General features: G+C 43.5%; 16 protein-coding genes. 6 read left to right on the top strand and 10 right to left on the bottom strand.

The window, feature by feature from the left end; all coding sequences use genetic code 11:
• From LEP1GSC194_RS05620 to LEP1GSC194_RS05610, 3 genes are all read right to left on the bottom strand, one after another.
• Positions 1–311 (bottom strand): IS110 family transposase (locus LEP1GSC194_RS05620; RefSeq protein WP_020772667.1); only part of this gene is annotated, 311 nt, incomplete at its 3' end.
• 256 nt (positions 312–567) lie between these two features.
• Positions 568–1,311 carry a type I-E CRISPR-associated protein Cas5/CasD gene (cas5e, locus tag LEP1GSC194_RS05615; RefSeq protein ID WP_017809836.1) on the bottom strand — a complete coding sequence of 248 codons (744 nt, stop codon included), beginning with the start codon at positions 1,309–1,311 and terminating at the stop codon, positions 568–570.
• Positions 1,312–1,938 (bottom strand): type I-E CRISPR-associated protein Cas7/Cse4/CasC, encoded by a 627-nt coding sequence (locus LEP1GSC194_RS05610; RefSeq protein ID WP_020772684.1) that lies wholly within the window; start codon positions 1,936–1,938, stop codon positions 1,312–1,314.
• A gap of 396 nt (positions 1,939–2,334) precedes the next feature.
• Between LEP1GSC194_RS05610 and LEP1GSC194_RS22905 the strand changes: the two genes are divergently transcribed.
• Positions 2,335–2,478: a hypothetical protein gene (locus LEP1GSC194_RS22905; RefSeq protein WP_232424450.1), complete on the top strand. Its 144-nt coding sequence runs from the start codon at positions 2,335–2,337 to the stop codon at positions 2,476–2,478.
• Between the two features lie 126 nt (positions 2,479–2,604).
• Complete coding sequence (locus tag LEP1GSC194_RS05605) at positions 2,605–3,972, top strand: DUF389 domain-containing protein (protein ID WP_020772663.1); 1,368 nt, start codon at positions 2,605–2,607, stop codon at positions 3,970–3,972.
• Between the two features lie 132 nt (positions 3,973–4,104).
• On the opposite strand, the gene LEP1GSC194_RS05600 is transcribed toward LEP1GSC194_RS05605, so the two are convergent.
• Complete coding sequence (locus LEP1GSC194_RS05600; RefSeq protein ID WP_036041524.1) at positions 4,105–5,130, bottom strand: DUF2804 domain-containing protein; 1,026 nt, start codon at positions 5,128–5,130, stop codon at positions 4,105–4,107.
• A gap of 125 nt (positions 5,131–5,255) precedes the next feature.
• On the opposite strand from LEP1GSC194_RS05600, the gene LEP1GSC194_RS05595 reads away from it, so the two are divergent.
• Positions 5,256–6,140: an LIC_13029 family protein gene (locus LEP1GSC194_RS05595; RefSeq protein WP_020772673.1), complete on the top strand. Its 885-nt coding sequence runs from the start codon at positions 5,256–5,258 to the stop codon at positions 6,138–6,140.
• 381 nt (positions 6,141–6,521) lie between these two features.
• Here the strand turns inward: LEP1GSC194_RS05595 and LEP1GSC194_RS05590 are convergent, their stop codons facing one another.
• The 3 genes from LEP1GSC194_RS05590 to lon form a co-directional block, all read right to left on the bottom strand.
• Positions 6,522–7,007 carry a Dps family protein gene (locus tag LEP1GSC194_RS05590; RefSeq protein WP_020772692.1) on the bottom strand — a complete coding sequence of 162 codons (486 nt, stop codon included), beginning with the start codon at positions 7,005–7,007 and terminating at the stop codon, positions 6,522–6,524.
• Between the two features lie 91 nt (positions 7,008–7,098).
• Positions 7,099–8,223, bottom strand: coding sequence for a DegT/DnrJ/EryC1/StrS aminotransferase family protein (locus tag LEP1GSC194_RS05585; protein ID WP_020772644.1), 1,125 nt, complete (start codon positions 8,221–8,223; stop codon positions 7,099–7,101).
• Between the two features lie 48 nt (positions 8,224–8,271).
• A complete protein-coding gene (lon, locus tag LEP1GSC194_RS05580; RefSeq protein WP_020772651.1) occupies positions 8,272–10,812 on the bottom strand; it encodes an endopeptidase La in 2,541 nt (846 codons plus the stop codon).
• A gap of 992 nt (positions 10,813–11,804) precedes the next feature.
• Between lon and LEP1GSC194_RS05570 the strand changes: the two genes are divergently transcribed.
• Together LEP1GSC194_RS05570 and LEP1GSC194_RS05565 are read left to right on the top strand one after the other, a co-directional pair.
• The gene (locus LEP1GSC194_RS05570) at positions 11,805–11,993 is read left to right on the top strand and encodes a hypothetical protein (RefSeq protein ID WP_036041509.1); all 189 of its coding nucleotides are present in this window, start codon (positions 11,805–11,807) and stop codon (positions 11,991–11,993) included.
• Positions 11,994–12,005: 12 nt separating this feature from the next.
• Positions 12,006–12,392 carry a phage holin family protein gene (locus LEP1GSC194_RS05565; protein ID WP_020772702.1) on the top strand — a complete coding sequence of 129 codons (387 nt, stop codon included), beginning with the start codon at positions 12,006–12,008 and terminating at the stop codon, positions 12,390–12,392.
• Between the two features lie 28 nt (positions 12,393–12,420).
• Here LEP1GSC194_RS05565 and LEP1GSC194_RS05560 read toward each other — a convergent pair whose 3' ends face one another.
• On the bottom strand, positions 12,421–13,068 hold the full coding sequence (locus tag LEP1GSC194_RS05560) for a DsbA family protein (RefSeq protein WP_036041508.1): 648 nt from the start codon (positions 13,066–13,068) through the stop codon (positions 12,421–12,423).
• Between the two features lie 315 nt (positions 13,069–13,383).
• Complete coding sequence (locus LEP1GSC194_RS05555; protein ID WP_000991776.1) at positions 13,384–13,668, bottom strand: LIC10816 family protein; 285 nt, start codon at positions 13,666–13,668, stop codon at positions 13,384–13,386.
• A gap of 366 nt (positions 13,669–14,034) precedes the next feature.
• Here LEP1GSC194_RS05555 and LEP1GSC194_RS22550 point away from each other — a divergent pair, with 366 nt between their 5' ends.
• Positions 14,035–14,424 (top strand): hypothetical protein, encoded by a 390-nt coding sequence (locus LEP1GSC194_RS22550; protein ID WP_020772645.1) that lies wholly within the window; start codon positions 14,035–14,037, stop codon positions 14,422–14,424.
• Between the two features lie 67 nt (positions 14,425–14,491).
• Here LEP1GSC194_RS22550 and LEP1GSC194_RS05545 read toward each other — a convergent pair whose 3' ends face one another.
• Positions 14,492–16,255 (bottom strand): GAF domain-containing SpoIIE family protein phosphatase, encoded by a 1,764-nt coding sequence (locus LEP1GSC194_RS05545; RefSeq protein WP_020772688.1) that lies wholly within the window; start codon positions 16,253–16,255, stop codon positions 14,492–14,494.
• Positions 16,256–16,402: the final 147 nt, after the last annotated feature.

The raw sequence follows: 16,402 nt of genomic DNA, 5'->3' as shown, positions 1-16,402 counted from the left end.
TTGATCGCATCTCTTTTATCCGTTTTGATTTTGTCCGAACTTTGTCTTGGGATCTTGCCCGGTGCTATCAATGTGCAATTCACTCCTAAGGAATTTAAATATCTGTAAAGTGGATACCCGGTTACTCCTGCTTCGTAACAACAATGTATTTCGTTCCATTCCGATTTCAGTTTGGTTACAAATTTTTTAATCTGAACCTCATTATGCTTTATCTGTTGTTCTTTCACCAGTTCCTTTGAATTGCTCGTTAAATACGCGATACTGATCGTTTCTTTGTGGACATCCATTCCTACATATACTTTTCTTTTCATTACGTTCCTTCTGTTGGTTTTCTTGTTTTGTGGTAAATGCTTCGCATCTAACCCACGGTTTTCAAGCCCAGAAGGGGCGCCATTTTGTCTAAAATCGATTCTTTCAGCCGAATGATCCATAGAGAATGAGGCACCAATTTCAATGGGCACTTTCTGAACTCAGTGAAACGACTCTCTATGGATCGCGTTTCAGGTCGCGAGATATGTTTTGGAACAAACTCATAACTTCGATCCCGGCAAACGTGCGTACCCGGAATCAGCTCTTGGGCACATTTTTGAAAAACTCCTTCCTTTCCTGAAACTGCCATCGTTTGCGGCTTAAGACCTCGTCCCTTCTGATCCGGATATGATCCGCAGAAACGTTTTCGTCCGGATCTTCCCAGAGAAAAACGAACGCGGACGGATCCGAGGTTAAACTCGACAAGGGGTCCTTAAAACCCAAGGATTCGTATTTATTTATTAGAATATTATTATATTCTTTAAATGCGTTCAAACAAGAATCTGAGCCGACGATCGTGGGGAACATGGGAAGCGCGATCACGCAGGATTTTCTTCCCAAAAAGGGGGTAAAAACCGGATTCAAAAGCGCGTTTCGAATTTTTTCCAACGAGTAGGAGGGGCTCTTTTTTTCCGAAAGAGCGATATCGAAAACCGCGTCCGTTCGATAGTCTCTGCTCGAAAGGATCGTCTCGACGTACTCCGAATCCAAAAGTTCGTCCTTTCTTGTGAGTAACTTTCTTTTAACGTTTCCCGGACTTTGGATCGTATGATAATCTCTCAAAAGGTTTCCGGGAGCGATCGCCTTGACCGAGGAAAAAACGCTTTCTAAAAGATCCGAAATTTTTTCGTCGTCCGATCGATCGATTCCGAAAGAAGCGGAGATCAAACCGACCACTGCGGATTTGGACGGAAAGGAATCGCTGGGGCGATATTCGCCCACGGCGATATTTCCCCAGGAAGAAAGAGGGCCGTAGAGACGAAATACCAAGTAATCTTTCATCTAATCCTCTTGAGCAAATTCTAATATATCTTTTAAAGAACCGCTTCCGGAATCCACGTTGAAAGTTTTAAAACCTCCGGACGCGCAGGAGCCGTAAACTTTTTCGAAGTTTTCCCTGCCGGATTCCAATTTCAAAATCGACGCGTTTAGAATTCCCTTATCTTCGACGGAACTCAGGAACGCGGTATGTAGGGACCTAGGTTGTTCGTTTCCCTTTTCCGCCAAACAATAAAGAGCCCTGGCTCTGGAAGCGAAACTGTTCTGTTTTCCGGTGGGAGAAATCGTAGACGCTGTTTCGACTAACGCTTTGCTTGTGCGTTTGGCGAGATCCTCGTCGCCGTTCAGATTTTGAAGGAGTTGTTCCCGATTGACGCAGATATAAAGATAAAAAAGACCCGCGCCGAATTCTACGTCGCCCATATGCCCGGCGCCCCTATCTTCGGTTCCGCTGTTTAAGTCGTCCACTGCGGTAAAAAAATCGTCTTCGACCGCGACCTTATGAACCGTAATCGCGTGAGCCACTTGAACGGCCGCCACGTCCAAACAGTGATAGACTAGGAGGTGATAATTCCCTTCCCGGTTCGCTTTCCCCCAATAGGAACGGTATGTTTTTTCTTTCGTTTGCATCTGTATTTTTTGGATGGCTTTAATGATTAGTAATGTATTGAATTCGAATATAAGGACGAAAAGATGTACTTATGCACCTTGATTTTGTTTGAAAATATCGACAATTTTTACGAGAACTTTTGAAAATTATGAATTCAGTTTATAAAAGGAGATGTTTGTAAGGAGGATGGAACTATTTTTCGAGGTAAGGTTGCTTTTAAATATAGTAAAATATTCGTATATTCAAAAATACTTTACATTGTTTTAAAGATAGTTGCGCGATTTATGATGAGCGAGTTCTTTGCATGTTTTCGTTCGGAAAAGATATCAATCTGCCGGAAAAATTAAAAAAGCGGCGGGTATACTTTAGGTCGAAGCAGATTTAGAATCTGTGAAAGAAATTATCCTCCCTTTTTGGTGGACGACAAAATCCGGAAAGACCAAACTGTGAAAGGTTCCGGTTACGATAGGCAGGAAGTTTTGGATAAAACATACGTCGGAAAAAACGGTGGGTTCGATTTCAAGGGATTGGAGCATTGTGTTGCGACCGAGGAAACGTAAGCAGATGCGTCTATGCATCGGCGTCCGGGAGTGGTTCTACTCGAGTTTCTGACTCGCCCAAACTTTCTTACATAAAATTCACTCTATTATATAGTTCTTAAGTAGTAGTAAGAGGAGAAAAATTCTATGCAAAAAAAATCGCTTCGTGATTCACAACCCGCTTTTTGGGATCTATTGAGCCCATTGTCCCGGTTCATCGACTCGTTGTTTCATATCGAAAACGATACGGACGAGGAGGGAACCGTCGAATCGATCAAACGAGGAGTCAATTTTTCCGGTTCCGCTTTATGGACTTTGATTTTTGCGATTTTCATCGCATCGATCGGATTGAACATCAATTCCACCGCGGTTATCATAGGCGCCATGCTTATCTCTCCGTTGATGGGACCGATCATGGGCGCGGGGTTGGCGCTCGGAATTTACGACTTTGAACTATTGAAAAAATCCGCGCGTAATCTTGCGGTAATGACCCTCTTAAGCCTCTTTACCTCCGCGATATATTTTTTGATTTCACCTCTTTCCGACGCTCAATCGGAATTACTCGCGAGGACTTCCCCGACCGTCTACGACGTGTTAATCGCGTTTATCGGAGGAGCTACCGGAATCGTGGCGGGTTCGCGAAAGGACAAGATCTCAAACGCAATACCGGGAGTGGCGATCGCCACGGCGCTGATGCCGCCGCTTTGTACCGCCGGTTACGGGCTCGCCAATGGAAACTTAAAATTTTTCTTCGGAGCCTTTTATCTCTATTTGATCAACAGCGTTTTTATCGGGATCAGCACTTTGATTTTCGTGCGTTATTTGAAATTTCATCGTACCGTTTATGCGGATTCGGCGGTGGATAAAAAGATTTACCGTTATGTGTACTTGGTTTCCTTATGTTTGATTCTTCCCAGTCTGTACTTCGCCTATGATATCGTAGTCGACTCTTCGTTTAAACGGAACGCGAAGAGTTATCTCGAAAACCATTTCACGTTTGAAAAAAGTAAAATTCTTTCCGCAAACATCGAGCGAAAGAGCGGCGAAAAAAAAATCGAGGTTACGATCGTCGGAGAAACATTGTCGGAAGACGTGCTCTTACAGTTAAAGACGCTTCTACCCAAATACGGTTTGGAAGGAACCGAGTTGAAAGTCGTTCAATCTTACGGAGGTGCGGAGATAAAAAGACAGGGGAATTTTTCGCTCGAAAACGAAGTCGGTTCGAAACCGCAGGAGGAAAAGATCCGGCTTTTAGAAAACGAACTTCGGATTTTCAAGGATAAGAATCGCCTGATTCAATCCGTTGCAAAGGAGATCAACGTATTGTTTCCATACGTGGAATCGTTTTCCTTCGGAGACTTTCTGGTTCAGAACGTTCAGGACTTCACTTCGTCGAAAGAAATCACCGTGCTCGTAAAGTGGAAACGTTCGGTCGGCGACGCGGAGAAAAAACGGCTGGAACTTTTTTTAAAATTAAGAATGGGTGTGGAAAATCTGCAAGTTTTGGATCTTTGAACGAAAACAAGGATTCGTCCAAAAATGAAATTGATTCTTTTCATCTAACCTGCGTTAGGCTTCGGTTAGTTGTGTGAGTTAATTGTAATATAACGCGAATTCAATTATAATATATTGAATTGCTGATACGTTCTACCAAACGGATCTGTGAAACTCGGTAAAACCGTAGACGTCCCGAAAAGATACGTTCTTTCCTTCCACGGAACGAAGCTGTCCCGAAAATTTTCCCACAAATTGTCTGAAATACAACTTGGATACGATCAGATTCATCCTATCCTTTCTTTCCCCTTCGGGAACGAATTCGAGTTTTACCAAACCTTCCTCGTCGTAAATTTTCCAAGGTTTGGCGGGATCCTTTTGGGAAAAATCGAAGATCAACCGAGGAACCCTTCTTCTTTTTCGATTGATCCAAAACGCGTTTTCCGAAAAGAAAGTTTCATTCACGAGCGCGGCGAAGTTCGCTCCGATCGAAGTTTTATTCGGAAGGATCGCGCTGAACGCCGCCCAATACCAATTGGTTTCCCTTCTGAGATAACCTCCGGACCAGTCGTAAAGGATCGTAGTTTTTTTCGGATCGAACGAGAGGGGTTCGTTTTGATAAGCGAGTTCGATCGAACTCGGGATCAGAGGGGAACATTTTTCCGTGAAAGTCCAATGTGTCGGTTCGGAAGGATTTAAAACCCGCAAAGGAGAATGACTTTTGAGACCGAAGTCCGCGTTAAACCGGATCCGCAATTTTTTTCCCAAAAAGGCGTCCACATGAAGTTTACCTTTGGAATGCGATTTATCCACGGTTAGAAACGATGAACCTTTTTTAAATCGAATCTTATACTCGTCCGGATCGGCCGGGAACTGCAGTCCGTTTCCGATGTCCAAACCCTTGGTATCGAACTCGTAAAGAAGACCGTCCTTATAATGATAAAGATAAGCGAACACATTATACACATAGCCGAGACTGACCGCCGCAAACCCGATCAGGAATTCTTCTGTGATGATTCCCATGTAATTGAATCTTTTAAACGCAAAACGTTTTTTCAAACCGCGGATTTCTTTGCCGAAGAAGTCGAGCAGTTGAAATTCTTTATAGTTGAATTCGACCGGACCGTCGAAAACTCCGTAGTTGACTTTATTTTCGGAACCGATAATTTTCGTCTTCATTTCGATCGCGTAAACTATCGGAAGAGGTTTAAAATGCAATGTAAATATAAAACTTTCTGCAATTTCGCTTTACTTTTCTTTTTTTAAGATCAACATTGGAATCCGATTATTCCCGAAAGAAATCTATGCCGGAAACGCAGAGCCAGAATTTTCCCCAATCCACGAATCTGGACGAGTCCGATCTTAAGATCCTAAAATCCAAAAAAACATCCCGCGAACTTTCCGTACTTCTCTACCGCGTATTGTTTAGAACGGACGAAGTGAGAGAAGGCGCCGTTAAAGTTTTAAAGGAAATGTTTTTAAGAACTCATTCCAATCATCCCGAATTATTTCCCGTCCTGGACAGAACGAAGTTCACCAAGGACATGATCGATATTTATAAAGCAGCCTCGTCCTTATCTCCTGAAAAATTGGAATTATTTTTCAATGCGGTTCACGTTTCGTTTCAAAACGAGATTCGCTATTTGGTCGGCAAGTCCGCGCTGTTTTCTTTCGACATTATCTTTATCGTGATCGAAACGATTTTGAACGAAATGAATCTTTCCGAAAACGAAAGAACGATGAACATGAGGGATCGGGAAACGATTCTAAAGAATTTCAGGGCATATAACGATCTATCCAAAACTTTCAACAAGATCGGAAATACGAAGATGGTGATCGATAAGAAAGACGAAATCATCGCGGAGATATCCATACTTCATAAGGACATCACGATCATCTCCATTGAAAGTATGTTCCGTCATATTTTGGCCCAACTCTTACTTTCCAAAAAATATAACTGCGGAAGTCTGATCGAAAAATGGGCGGAGGAATACGGAATGGAAGACAACGCTCCTTCGATGAAACGTTTAATCCCGGAAGCAGCCCCGCTTACCGAATTCCGGCTTCAGTTTATGAACGCTGTGAAATCCCTAAAGGACGAGAACGAAATGGATCTGATGTTTTTGAGGACTTTGGCAAACTACTATTCGTCTTGGGTTACCCAGGTTTCGGAACAAATTCCGACATGACATTATAATATTCTAATTTTTTAATTATCAACCAGAGTTCTGCTTCAAAAAGTCGGAGTGAAATCGTTGGCTGAAACGCTCTCTGAACTAAAATCTCACTCCCTGAATGCCGCCCCATAGGAGGGCATTCACTGAGTTTCCACGGGTCGTTCGAGGTTTAACTCAATCTCACTCCCTACGGGTCGTTCGATGGATCGCGTTGATTTCCCAACTTCGTTGTGAGCCACTCGTAAACTCAACCTCGCTTCCTAAGGGGCGCTCGGTAATGCTGCTCGTTGGCTGAAACGCTCTCTATGGATCGCGTTGATTTCCCAACTTCGTTGTGAGCCACTCGCAACGCTCCGCTGCTCGTTGGCTGAAACGCTCTCTATGGATCGCGTTTCAGGTCTTTTCGACGACCAGCAAACTGCGAAGCATCCATGCGGTTTTTTCATGAACTTCCAATCTTTGCGTAAGAAGATCCAGGGTCACCTCGTCTCCTCCCTCGTCCGCAGCGGGAATCAGGGAACGCGCCGTTCTAATCACGGTTTCATGTCCGCTTACGAGATGACGAATCATATCTTCCGCATGAGGAACTCCACCTTCCTCGTGAATCGAAGTCAGCTTTCCCAATTGATGGGACGAACTCGGCGCGTAAAAACCCAGAGCGCGGATTCTCTCGGCGATCAGGTCGATGGAAAGCCAGAGTTCGTTGTACTGAGTTTGAAACATCAAATGAAGAGTGTTGAATTGCGGACCGGTTACGTTCCAGTGATAACTGTGAGTCTTAAAGTAGAGAATGTAAGTATCGGCTAAAAGTTTTTGCAGTCCCGAGTTGATCGCTTCCCGATTTTTCTCGGAGATTCCTATATCTATCATGTCTTTCATATTCAAACCTCCGTCGCAGATTAGACGAAAGACATAAAAGAACAAGAAAAAACCGAAACGAGCGGCGATTGCCGCTCTTAAATTGTGAAATTTATTTTTTCCTGGAATTGTATAGGCGAATTGCGGAAAAAACTTCCTCCAATTCCTCCTCCTTCATGTAAGGAAACAAGGGATAGTTGAGGACGGAAGCGCAGATTTTTCCGGTCGTATGTTTATCGCCGAATTTTCCTTTGATGAAAGGTTTTGCGCCCGGTTGATCGCTCATAGCGCCCGGATAAATATTACCGAAACCGATTCCTTTTTCCTTCAGAACATCCTGAATGATCGGACGTTCTTCCGGAGTGGAAAGAGTCACGTTGCAGTAGCCGTTTTCTACGTAATCCTTAGGGGGATGGATCACTTGGATTCCGAGGTTTGGGAGTATTTCATAATATTTTTGTGCAGCGGACCTACGGGAAACGATTCTCGTTTCCAGATGTTTCAGATTGATGTTGAGAAAGGCGGCTTGTAAAGTATCCAATCTGGAATTCCAACCCACGTCCCCGTAAGCGTAGTGAGAAATTCGACCGTGATTAGCGAGCATTCTCACCTTGTTTGCGAGTTCCTCGTCGTTCGTAAAAACCGCGCCGCCGTCACCGGCGCCGCCTAACACCTTTGCCGGATAAAAGGAAGTAGTGGAGATGAGCGCGTCTTTGTAGATGGAAGCGCCCTTGTATTTGACGCCGTAACACTGAGCCCCGTCTTCCAATAAAGGAATCCCTTTCGACTTACAGAGTTTTCGAAAATCCTCGATACGAGCGGAACCCCAGCCGTAAAGGTGAACGATCATCGCCGCCTTGGGTTTGACCTTATCCAGGGCTTTTTCAAATTCCGCAAAATCCATTTGAAGATCGTTGGGGTCCGTATCGATCGTGTAAGGATCGGCCCCTACGTTGACGACCGATTCGAAAGTCGCCCAGAAAGTCGAATCCGGAAGTAAAACGGCGTCGCCTTTACCCACACCTAACGCGCGTAAGGCGAGTTGGAGCGCGTCGGTTCCGTTCGCACAGGCAACGGAAAATTTCGTTTCCGTTTGAAAAGCCAGATTCTTTTCTAAAAGGGAAATTTCCTCGCCTCCGATAAAGCTCGCGTTTTTACTGAGAATTTTGACTTTTTCTTCCCATTCTTCCAGTAATCCCGACTCAAACCTTTTGATGTCTATAAATGGAACACCCATTCGGCTCTCCTGATTTTTTAATTTGATATTTAAAAATATTCTAAAATACTACTTCTTTTTTTTAAGATTTTCCTTATGTTTGAAAGACGCGGTTTTTCCTTTGGGAACCGGCTTTTTTTTCGGCGCCTTTTTTTTAATCGAAACTCCGATCGACTTTTGATTCGTTTTTCCGATCGAAGCGGCGATCGACTTTAAACTTTCCTTAAAAGAAGGATTTATTTTTAAAAGAACCTTTTCGTCGAACATGATCGCCGCGACTTCCTCGTAACGAGTTACGGGAAAAAAGGACATGCCCTTTTTCACGTAATCGGGAATCTCTTCCAGATGTTGAAGATTGTCTTTCGGATAAATGATTTTGTAAATTCCGACCCTTTTTGCGGCCACGATCTTTTCGCGTAAACCGCCGATCGCAAGGATTTCTCCCGTGAGAGTAAGTTCGCCCGTCATTCCGTAACCCGCTTTCACTTTCGTATTCAAAGCGAGGGAAAGGATCGCGGTTGCCATCGTGATTCCCGCCGAAGGTCCGTCTTTGGGAGTCGCCCCGTCCGGAACGTGCAGATGTAACATTCGATCTTTGAACAATTCGCTCTTATATACGAAATTCTTAATATAGCTCAAGGCGATGTTGGAGGATTCTTCCATCGTCTTTCCGATCATTCCGGTGAGAAGAATACCGCCTTTCCCTTTGACAAAAAGGGCTTCGATGAGAAGAGTCGCTCCACCGACGGAGGTCCAAGCGAGACCCAGCGCGGTACCCGGAATGGATGTACGAACCATCCTTTCGTCCGTAAACTTCGGAACGCCCAAAAACGTTTCGAGATCTTTTTTCTGAATGATTTTCGGGAAAGGTTCCTTTCTTACGATTTTCATCGCAATCTTACGAACGAGTTTATCGGTGACTTTTTCCAAACCGCGAACTCCGGATTCTCTCGAATACGAATCGATCAAGGCGACCATCGCCTTCTTATCAAACTCGATTCCGTAGGGTGTAACTCCGTTTTTATTGAGAACTTTTTTCCAGAGATATTTCTGAAAGATTTGAACCTTTTCGTCCGTGATATAACCCGAAAGATTGATGATTTCCATTCTATCCAAAAGAATTCTGGAGATGGAATCCAACGTGTTTGCGGTCGCGATAAAAAACACATTCGAAATATCGAATGGAAGATCCAGGTAGTGATCCCTGAAATTTTTGTTTTGTTCCGGGTCCAAAACTTCCAGAAGAGCGGATGCAGGATCGCCTTGGATGCCTACCGCGAGTTTATCGATCTCGTCGAGTAAAATGACGCAGTCCTTTTCTTTTGTTATGCGAAGTCCGGAAATGATTTTGCCGGGCATGGAGCCGATATACGTTCTTCGATGTCCTTTGATTTCGGCCTCGTCCCTCATTCCTCCGACGGAAAATCTAAAAAATTTTCTACCCATCGCTTCGGCGATCGATCTTGCGATCGACGTTTTTCCGACACCCGGAGGTCCTACCAACAGAAGAATCGTTCCTTTTTCGTCGTTTTTTAATTTTTTGACCGCGAGAAATTCTAGGATTCTATCCTTCACGTCTTCGAGTTTGTAGTGATCCCTGTCCAAGGTTCTTTTGGCCTTATCCAAATCGATCTCTCGAACGGGCGCGGGTTCCCAAGGAAGGGATTCCAGGATGTCCAAGTAATTTCGGATAACGTTATAATCTCCGGTATTCGGGTCCGCGTAGGAAAATTTATCCAATTCCCTCGTAACTTCCTCGACTACCTCCGGATCGGCGCCGATGGATTTCAGTCGTTCCAGAAATTTTTCGTATTTCTTTTCGAACTTATCGTCTTTGATCCCGAGTTCGTTTTGTATCGCCTTGAGTTGTTCCCGTAAGAAGAATTGTCTTTGTTGTTTGTCTATTTTGTCTTGGATTTGATCGGAAATTTCCCTTTGGATGGACACGAGTTCGATTTCTTTTTTTAAAAAGAGAAGAACCTTTTCGATTCTCGACTTAAGAATATTGGATTCGATGACGGATTGGTATTCTTCCTTTTCGAGGTTGAGAATGGAGCAGACGAAGTCCGCCATTTTTCCGGGTTCGTTTACGTTGAGCATCGTAAGTTTCATCTCTTCCGTAAACAAAGGATTGTTTTGCGCGAGTTCCCTTGTCATGACGAGTAACGTTCTCATCATCGCTTTGATCGTATTCTTCGGGGCTCCGGGTTCTTCTTCCGGATAAGAAATTTTTGCGATCAACGGATCTTTGCCGACGTAGGACTCGATTTTAAAACGACGGATCGTATTGATGAGGATATTGATCGCCCCGTCGGGTAGATGCACTTTTTTTAATATTTTAGCGACAACTCCGAATGGATAGATGTTTTCGGAAGTTTCCTTTTCGTTCTCTTCGTCCTTTAAAAGAACGAGACCCAGGAAGGAATTTCCTTTGAGAGTTTCTTCCACGGCCTTAGCGAACTTACCGCTAGGAACGATCAAAGGTGTGATGATTCCCGGAAAAACCGGTCGGGACTTGATTGGAACTAAAAACAGTTCGGGCGGTAAAATCGAGTCCAAGGGAACGATCGAATTTTCTTCCATTCCCGATAAATCCTCTAAAGGCTCCAAAAGGGCCTCCTTCCATCTGAAAGTTTGTTTTAAAACCTGAGAAATGCGGGAACTCCCTACATTTTTCTTTTCAGGCTTTGGAACAAGCTCTAAAAATATCTCGAAATTTGTCCAGGTTCCTACGACGGAATAGATTCACAAATCAAATCCGATCCGTTTTCCGCCGAAAAAACCCCGAAGATCGGGGAGTTCCCGCGTCGTTGGGTCGCAACATAATGATTTCCGATGTGTGGGGATTTTTCGTTCTACAGTCTGTTGTTCTAAAGTCCCAAACCCTGACACCTAACCTATCTACTGATCCCTATAAAATTGAGGACCGTTAATTTGAGCGCAAATCCCGCGTTTAGACGCAAAATATTGGGTACTTTATTATATGGCTATGAGTAGTGCGATCTCAAAGAAAAAAATGAAACACTTCGATAGAATTGAAAATCGAAGAAGATTTTTCGACCTTTTTTCGAAAAGTTATTATTTAACGGACTTACTTTCGTGCGGATTGGCGAACCGAACGAGAAAACGTTCATTAAAGATTTTGAATCTTTCGGACGAGCAGGGTTTCCGTTCCGTATTTCCAGACGTAAGCGTATTTCGTTGGTATGGCGGAATCGTAACCGGAGTCTTCGGGCAAAAATGTTCTTCTTAAAACTTGCACGTTCGCCTAACATACGTTAATTCACCCGCAAGGGACACGCAGGGCTTTGGTCCGAGCGCCTCGTTGGTTTTTTAAAAATTCAAAATCGTATTTGACTGCGCGCAGGACCGAGCGGGACTCCGCGAGCCCGGAGTGGCCCGGTCCGCGAAGGTGAACTTTCTGCCTTAAGACAATTTGCCGCTTTCGCGGATGCGGCCCGCCCGATTTCGATTTCGTTCCTATTTCGAGGACGGTTCGTTTTATAGAACTCCGATAAAGGAGTAAATTTTTCGTAAGGGTTTTTTTATTTTCCTTGGAAAGACTTCGGGATTTTTTTATAATATTCGCAAGGACGGAGACTATGTCTTACATGGCGGTGGGTTCCAGGCAGATTTTATTTTCGGATTCGATTGCGCCCGTATCGACCGGCTCGTCTCCGAGGGAGATCGCGACCGCTCAGGATAATCAGGCTCAAAGTCCGGATACGCAGGTGGTTCCACCCGGATCTCCACCTCCTTCGATCGGTAACAATGTGGACGTTTACGTTTAAAGCGGAAGTGTTATGACCCATTTTTTCTTTTCTTTGATTTTAATGTCTCTCGTCGTAGAGTTCGTATTTCCCTTAATTCATCCCGACCTTCACGTTGTGGGAGGTTGGGTCAATTCGATCATCGTCGTGGTCGCGTTCGTGACTATCAACACGATCCTAAGGTTGATTTTGGTCGTCATGACTCTTGGAATCGGAATCTTGTTCTATTATCTGAGTTTGGGTTTGATCGGTCTGATCATCAACGCTTGGGTGATTTTGATTATCGGTGATTGGTTTCCGGGAACCTTATCGGTGCCGGGTTTTTGGTCCGCGTTTTTGGGAGGAATCCTTTTGGTTCTGGCAAATTACGTAGGCAAAACGGAATCCAAAGAAAGAAAAAAGGAAAAGAGGGATTCATAAAAGTTCGTTTCGTTTTTGGGATGAACGTTTAGATTCTCATCGCTTTGAAATAATCTTTGAGAATCGAATCCACTTGCTCGTAGGTGCAAAAACCTCTCGTTAGGATTCCACTTTCCTGTCCGTCCGAAAAGATCAAACTCGGAAAGGCGCTTACACCTAAGGAAAAACCGAAGTAAAAATCGTTTCTGGTTTCCATATCCGTCTCCTTCTCTTCGAATACGGACTGAAATTCTTCCGCGGAGATTCCGAACTTTTCCGAAAGTGCGACAAAGGTCCGAAAGGAGGTCGGGTCTTGATTTTCGAAATGAAAGGATTCGGAAAGTATATTCAAATAATCGAATGCGATTTCCGGTTTTATTTTTTGAACGCTGATAACCGCCTTGCAGGCGGGAAAAGAATCGTATCGAAAATTCTTTCCGTCCAGGAAACCCCATCGAAACGGTCGTTTTGTAATGAATTCTGCGTCCTTCCATTCGTGTTTTAAGGTCCTTGCCAATTCGGGGGTTAGGAATTCGGCGCTGTTTTCAAAACGAAGCCCGCCTAGGACCAAGGAAAAACGGATTTTGTTTTTATATTCTTCTCGGATCTTTTGAAGGATTGGCCCGAAACCGTAACACCAGGGACAAAGCGGATCCGCCGTATAAAGAATGGAATGTTGGATTGTGATTGTCTCGATTCCGCTTATTTCATTTTTCCTTTGTTCTCAAACCCGCAAAATGTTTGGAGATTCCTAAGAGTTCTTAGTTTATCACGTTTGCAAGGGGATTTTGATCTGATTTTTTAGATAGTATTACGTCGGCGAATCGTGTAGCCTAAAATGCACTTACTACCCTGAACCCTATCCACTGACATCTTTAACGTGGGAACTCTTTTTATACGAACTCCCGCAAAAGAAATCGAAGCCCGCGGATTCTCCAGTGGAATTTTGTCCGTGTCAGTACACAAAAAAGGCGGGCAAGCCCGCCTTTTTCTGATTCTTGTTTAAGAATTTTCAAATTTCATTCGGGTGTTTTATGTAATACACTGATAACCACAGTGTCCCGAAGAGAACCCCCGCGTATGCTAAGACCACGGTGACAATGTCAATGACCGGTAGAAGCGTCGCAATCGGAGATATTTTATCAGCCGTCATCCGAGTCGCTTCTCCCAAAATCAAAAACAAACCTCCTAAGCCGATCAGGTGATATCTACCCATCGCTTCTTTTGTCACCCGGGCAAAACGGGCAAAAACAGGAACTGCCAACAACGCAAGCGCAAAGATCGTGATTGCATTCATGGTGAACCCTCCTTATTTCATCTAGTTAGACTCGGGGGAGGTTTCCGTTTCATTCGAAAAGCGGAATTTATTTTTTATTTTCAAAGGATTATATAATGCTCGTTCAACTAAAGCGTAACGATTTCGGTTTAAAAAATTTTATGATAAAGGCGTATGACGTTCTCCGTCCTCTTTCAAACAAACGAGATAAAAAGGAATTTTGGTTTCGTTCCGAAATAATGATCATCGGAGTTGTTGAAGAATTTTATAAAAGTTTGTCCTAAAACCAGGTTACTTTTCCGATCCGATGAGAAAGTTTTTGTATTGTGAAAGTTTTAGGACAAACTCTAATTTTCAAAATCGGCCGGAGACAAATAAAAGTAAACAATGAGTTCCATACATGACAATTTCATTCAATCCTATGAAGTGAATTTGAATGCGGGGGAAATTATAATCCATACGATCTATCTTGACCAAGAACCCAATGAATTTACGGATATAATTTTTAGAGGAGTAGTCAGCCATTTCTTTCAAGATGTGGGAGTGAATAATATCGTTTTTGATATTGAAGAATCGAACTCCGATTTCATCCTTGAACAATTTAAAAATCAATTGGAGAATCGTAAAAAATGGAACTGGCCTTTCTTATACGATTCTGAAAAAGAGTTTATACATTATATCGAATCCAAACATCTGAAATTTTTTCAAATTGATTCCGTATGCGGTTTGAATGGATGGGTTTTGGCGCTGGAGATGGAAATAAAATCGCGATCTTGATTTTTCGCAGTTGTCGATATCGAACATATTACTCCGATGGCGGGCCTGATTCGTCCACGAACTCACGTTATTTGCGATTGATGACGAGAAGCGTAACGTCGTCGTCAAACTTGGAACGACCGCAGTAATCGACACAATCGGAGATAATTTGTGCGGCCGTTTCTTGTGCGGTTTTAGAGGCGGATTTGCGAATCGAAAGAGAGATCGATTCTTCGCTGTAACGTTTGGTTCTATCTTCCGAGAAATGTTCCGAAATTCCGTCCGTATAAAGCACGAGACGATCGCCGGTTTTGAAAGGAACGGAATTCTCCTCGAAAAAAAGATCCGGAAGGACTCCGATCAGTTTTCCTTTGGTTTCCAGATGGATCATATTATCGGTTGAGTTTTGTAAAAATAAGGGATGATTGTGGCCCGCGTTGGAATAAAGAATCGTATTTTTTTCCGTATCGATCACGCAGTAGAACGCGGTCACGAAGTTGCCCGCCATCTTATCGTTGAGTGCGTGATTGAGCCCCGTAAAAAATCGAGAAGGGCTGGAAAGAATCTCCTTGTCGTAGGTGGAGATGATCGTGTTTATTACGGCCGCGATCACCGAAGCCGAAAGTCCGTGACCGGAAACGTCCGCGATTAAAAACCCGGTTCGTTCCGGATCCAATTTGAAAACGCTGTAGAAATCACCGCCTACGTTCGAGTAAGGAATGTGTTCCGCTCCGACTTCCAGACCTTTGATATAAGGAATCGAAGTCGGGATTACCTTGGACATGACTTCTCTGGCTCTTTGTAGTTCACGATCGGAATCGACGACTTTGTGAAATAAATCCGCGTTTTTGATCGTAACCGAAAGTCGGTTTGCGATCGCACCCAACATTTCCAAATCGTTTTGATGAAACGCAAAACCTGAATTTTTACTGTTAACGCTGATCACGCCTAAAAGTTCGTCTCTGTAAATCAAAGGAGAAGAGATGAGGGAATTCGCCTCGAACTTATATTTCGCGTTCCGATTGTAACGTTCGTCTTCTTCCAAGTTTTGGATGAGAAGATTCCTTTTTTCCACGGCGACCCAACCGGCAATCCCTTCTCCGAAAGGAACCGTGATCGTTTGAACGGCTTCTTGCGGAATTCCTTTGGCCGCTAGAATTCTCAGCGTTCGGTTCGTATGGTCTGCGAGATAAATGGTTCCGGTTCTTGCCTCTAAAAATTCCAAGATTTTTTCCAATACCCAATTTCCCAGTTCTTGAATATTCTTTTCGGAAACGATTAGCTTTTCGAATTCATAAAGAAGAGAAAGTTCCAGGATTCTTTTTTTAAGATGATCGTGGATCTTCGCGTTTTGGATCGCGATTGCCGCCACTTCGGATAAGGACGAAAGATAATTCAGATCGGAGGAATCGAAGGAACGGTTTTGAGTTTTATTGAGAATTTCAAGAGTCCCGATGATCTTATTGTCCACGAACAAAGGAACACAAATCAAGGAACGGGTTCTATAACCCGTTTTTTGATCCCAGGATGGATTGAATCTGGAATCCGAATAGGCGTCTTCTAGAATGATCGATTTTTTCTCTTTGGCGACCCAGCCCGCGATTCCTTGTCCGATATTAAGACGCCCGTATTTTTGAATGATTTCACCCTTTTCACCGAGCGCCACTTCGCAGTATAAAAAATCGCCCGTTTCGTCGAGTAGAAATAAGGAACTTGCTTCCGCTTCCAAAAGATCCTTGGAGTAGAGCATGATCAAAGGTAAGAGCTGATAGAGATCCAAGTTCGCATTTAAGATCGTACTCGTATTCAAAATACTTTTCAGTTTTTGAAATTCTAAAACGGATTGAGTCATGGATATTTCCGTCAAAACTAGCGGAAACGGAAGGATCGTCAAGGGTTTGGGAATATTCGAGGAACTGAAAATATCGAAGAAAAATACGAACCGTCTAATATTTAATACGAAAAGAAACTTTGGGAATTTTTTTCGGTCTTATCTACA

The sequence above is a fragment of the Leptospira alstonii serovar Sichuan str. 79601 genome (assembly GCF_000347175.1).
In the GTDB taxonomy this organism is placed as follows: Bacteria; Spirochaetota; Leptospiria; order Leptospirales; family Leptospiraceae; genus Leptospira; species Leptospira alstonii.
This window is presented reverse-complemented; position numbering and strand designations above follow the sequence as displayed.

Excerpts from the sequence above, each read along its gene's own strand:
- cas5e (WP_017809836.1), bottom strand. The coding sequence starts at position 1,311 with ATGAAAGATTACTTGGTATTTCGTCTCTACGGCCCTCTTTCTTCCTGG.
- LEP1GSC194_RS05610 (WP_020772684.1), bottom strand. The coding sequence starts at position 1,938 with ATGCAAACGAAAGAAAAAACATACCGTTCCTATTGGGGGAAAGCGAAC.
- LEP1GSC194_RS05605 (WP_020772663.1), top strand. The coding sequence starts at position 2,605 with ATGCAAAAAAAATCGCTTCGTGATTCACAACCCGCTTTTTGGGATCTA.
- LEP1GSC194_RS05600 (WP_036041524.1), bottom strand. The coding sequence starts at position 5,130 with ATGAAGACGAAAATTATCGGTTCCGAAAATAAAGTCAACTACGGAGTT.
- LEP1GSC194_RS05595 (WP_020772673.1), top strand. The coding sequence starts at position 5,256 with ATGCCGGAAACGCAGAGCCAGAATTTTCCCCAATCCACGAATCTGGAC.
- LEP1GSC194_RS05590 (WP_020772692.1), bottom strand. The coding sequence starts at position 7,007 with ATGAAAGACATGATAGATATAGGAATCTCCGAGAAAAATCGGGAAGCG.
- LEP1GSC194_RS05585 (WP_020772644.1), bottom strand. The coding sequence starts at position 8,223 with ATGGGTGTTCCATTTATAGACATCAAAAGGTTTGAGTCGGGATTACTG.
- LEP1GSC194_RS05570 (WP_036041509.1), top strand. The coding sequence starts at position 11,805 with ATGTCTTACATGGCGGTGGGTTCCAGGCAGATTTTATTTTCGGATTCG.
- LEP1GSC194_RS05565 (WP_020772702.1), top strand. The coding sequence starts at position 12,006 with ATGACCCATTTTTTCTTTTCTTTGATTTTAATGTCTCTCGTCGTAGAG.
- LEP1GSC194_RS05555 (WP_000991776.1), bottom strand. The coding sequence starts at position 13,668 with ATGAATGCAATCACGATCTTTGCGCTTGCGTTGTTGGCAGTTCCTGTT.
- LEP1GSC194_RS22550 (WP_020772645.1), top strand. The coding sequence starts at position 14,035 with ATGAGTTCCATACATGACAATTTCATTCAATCCTATGAAGTGAATTTG.
- LEP1GSC194_RS05545 (WP_020772688.1), bottom strand. The coding sequence starts at position 16,255 with ATGACTCAATCCGTTTTAGAATTTCAAAAACTGAAAAGTATTTTGAAT.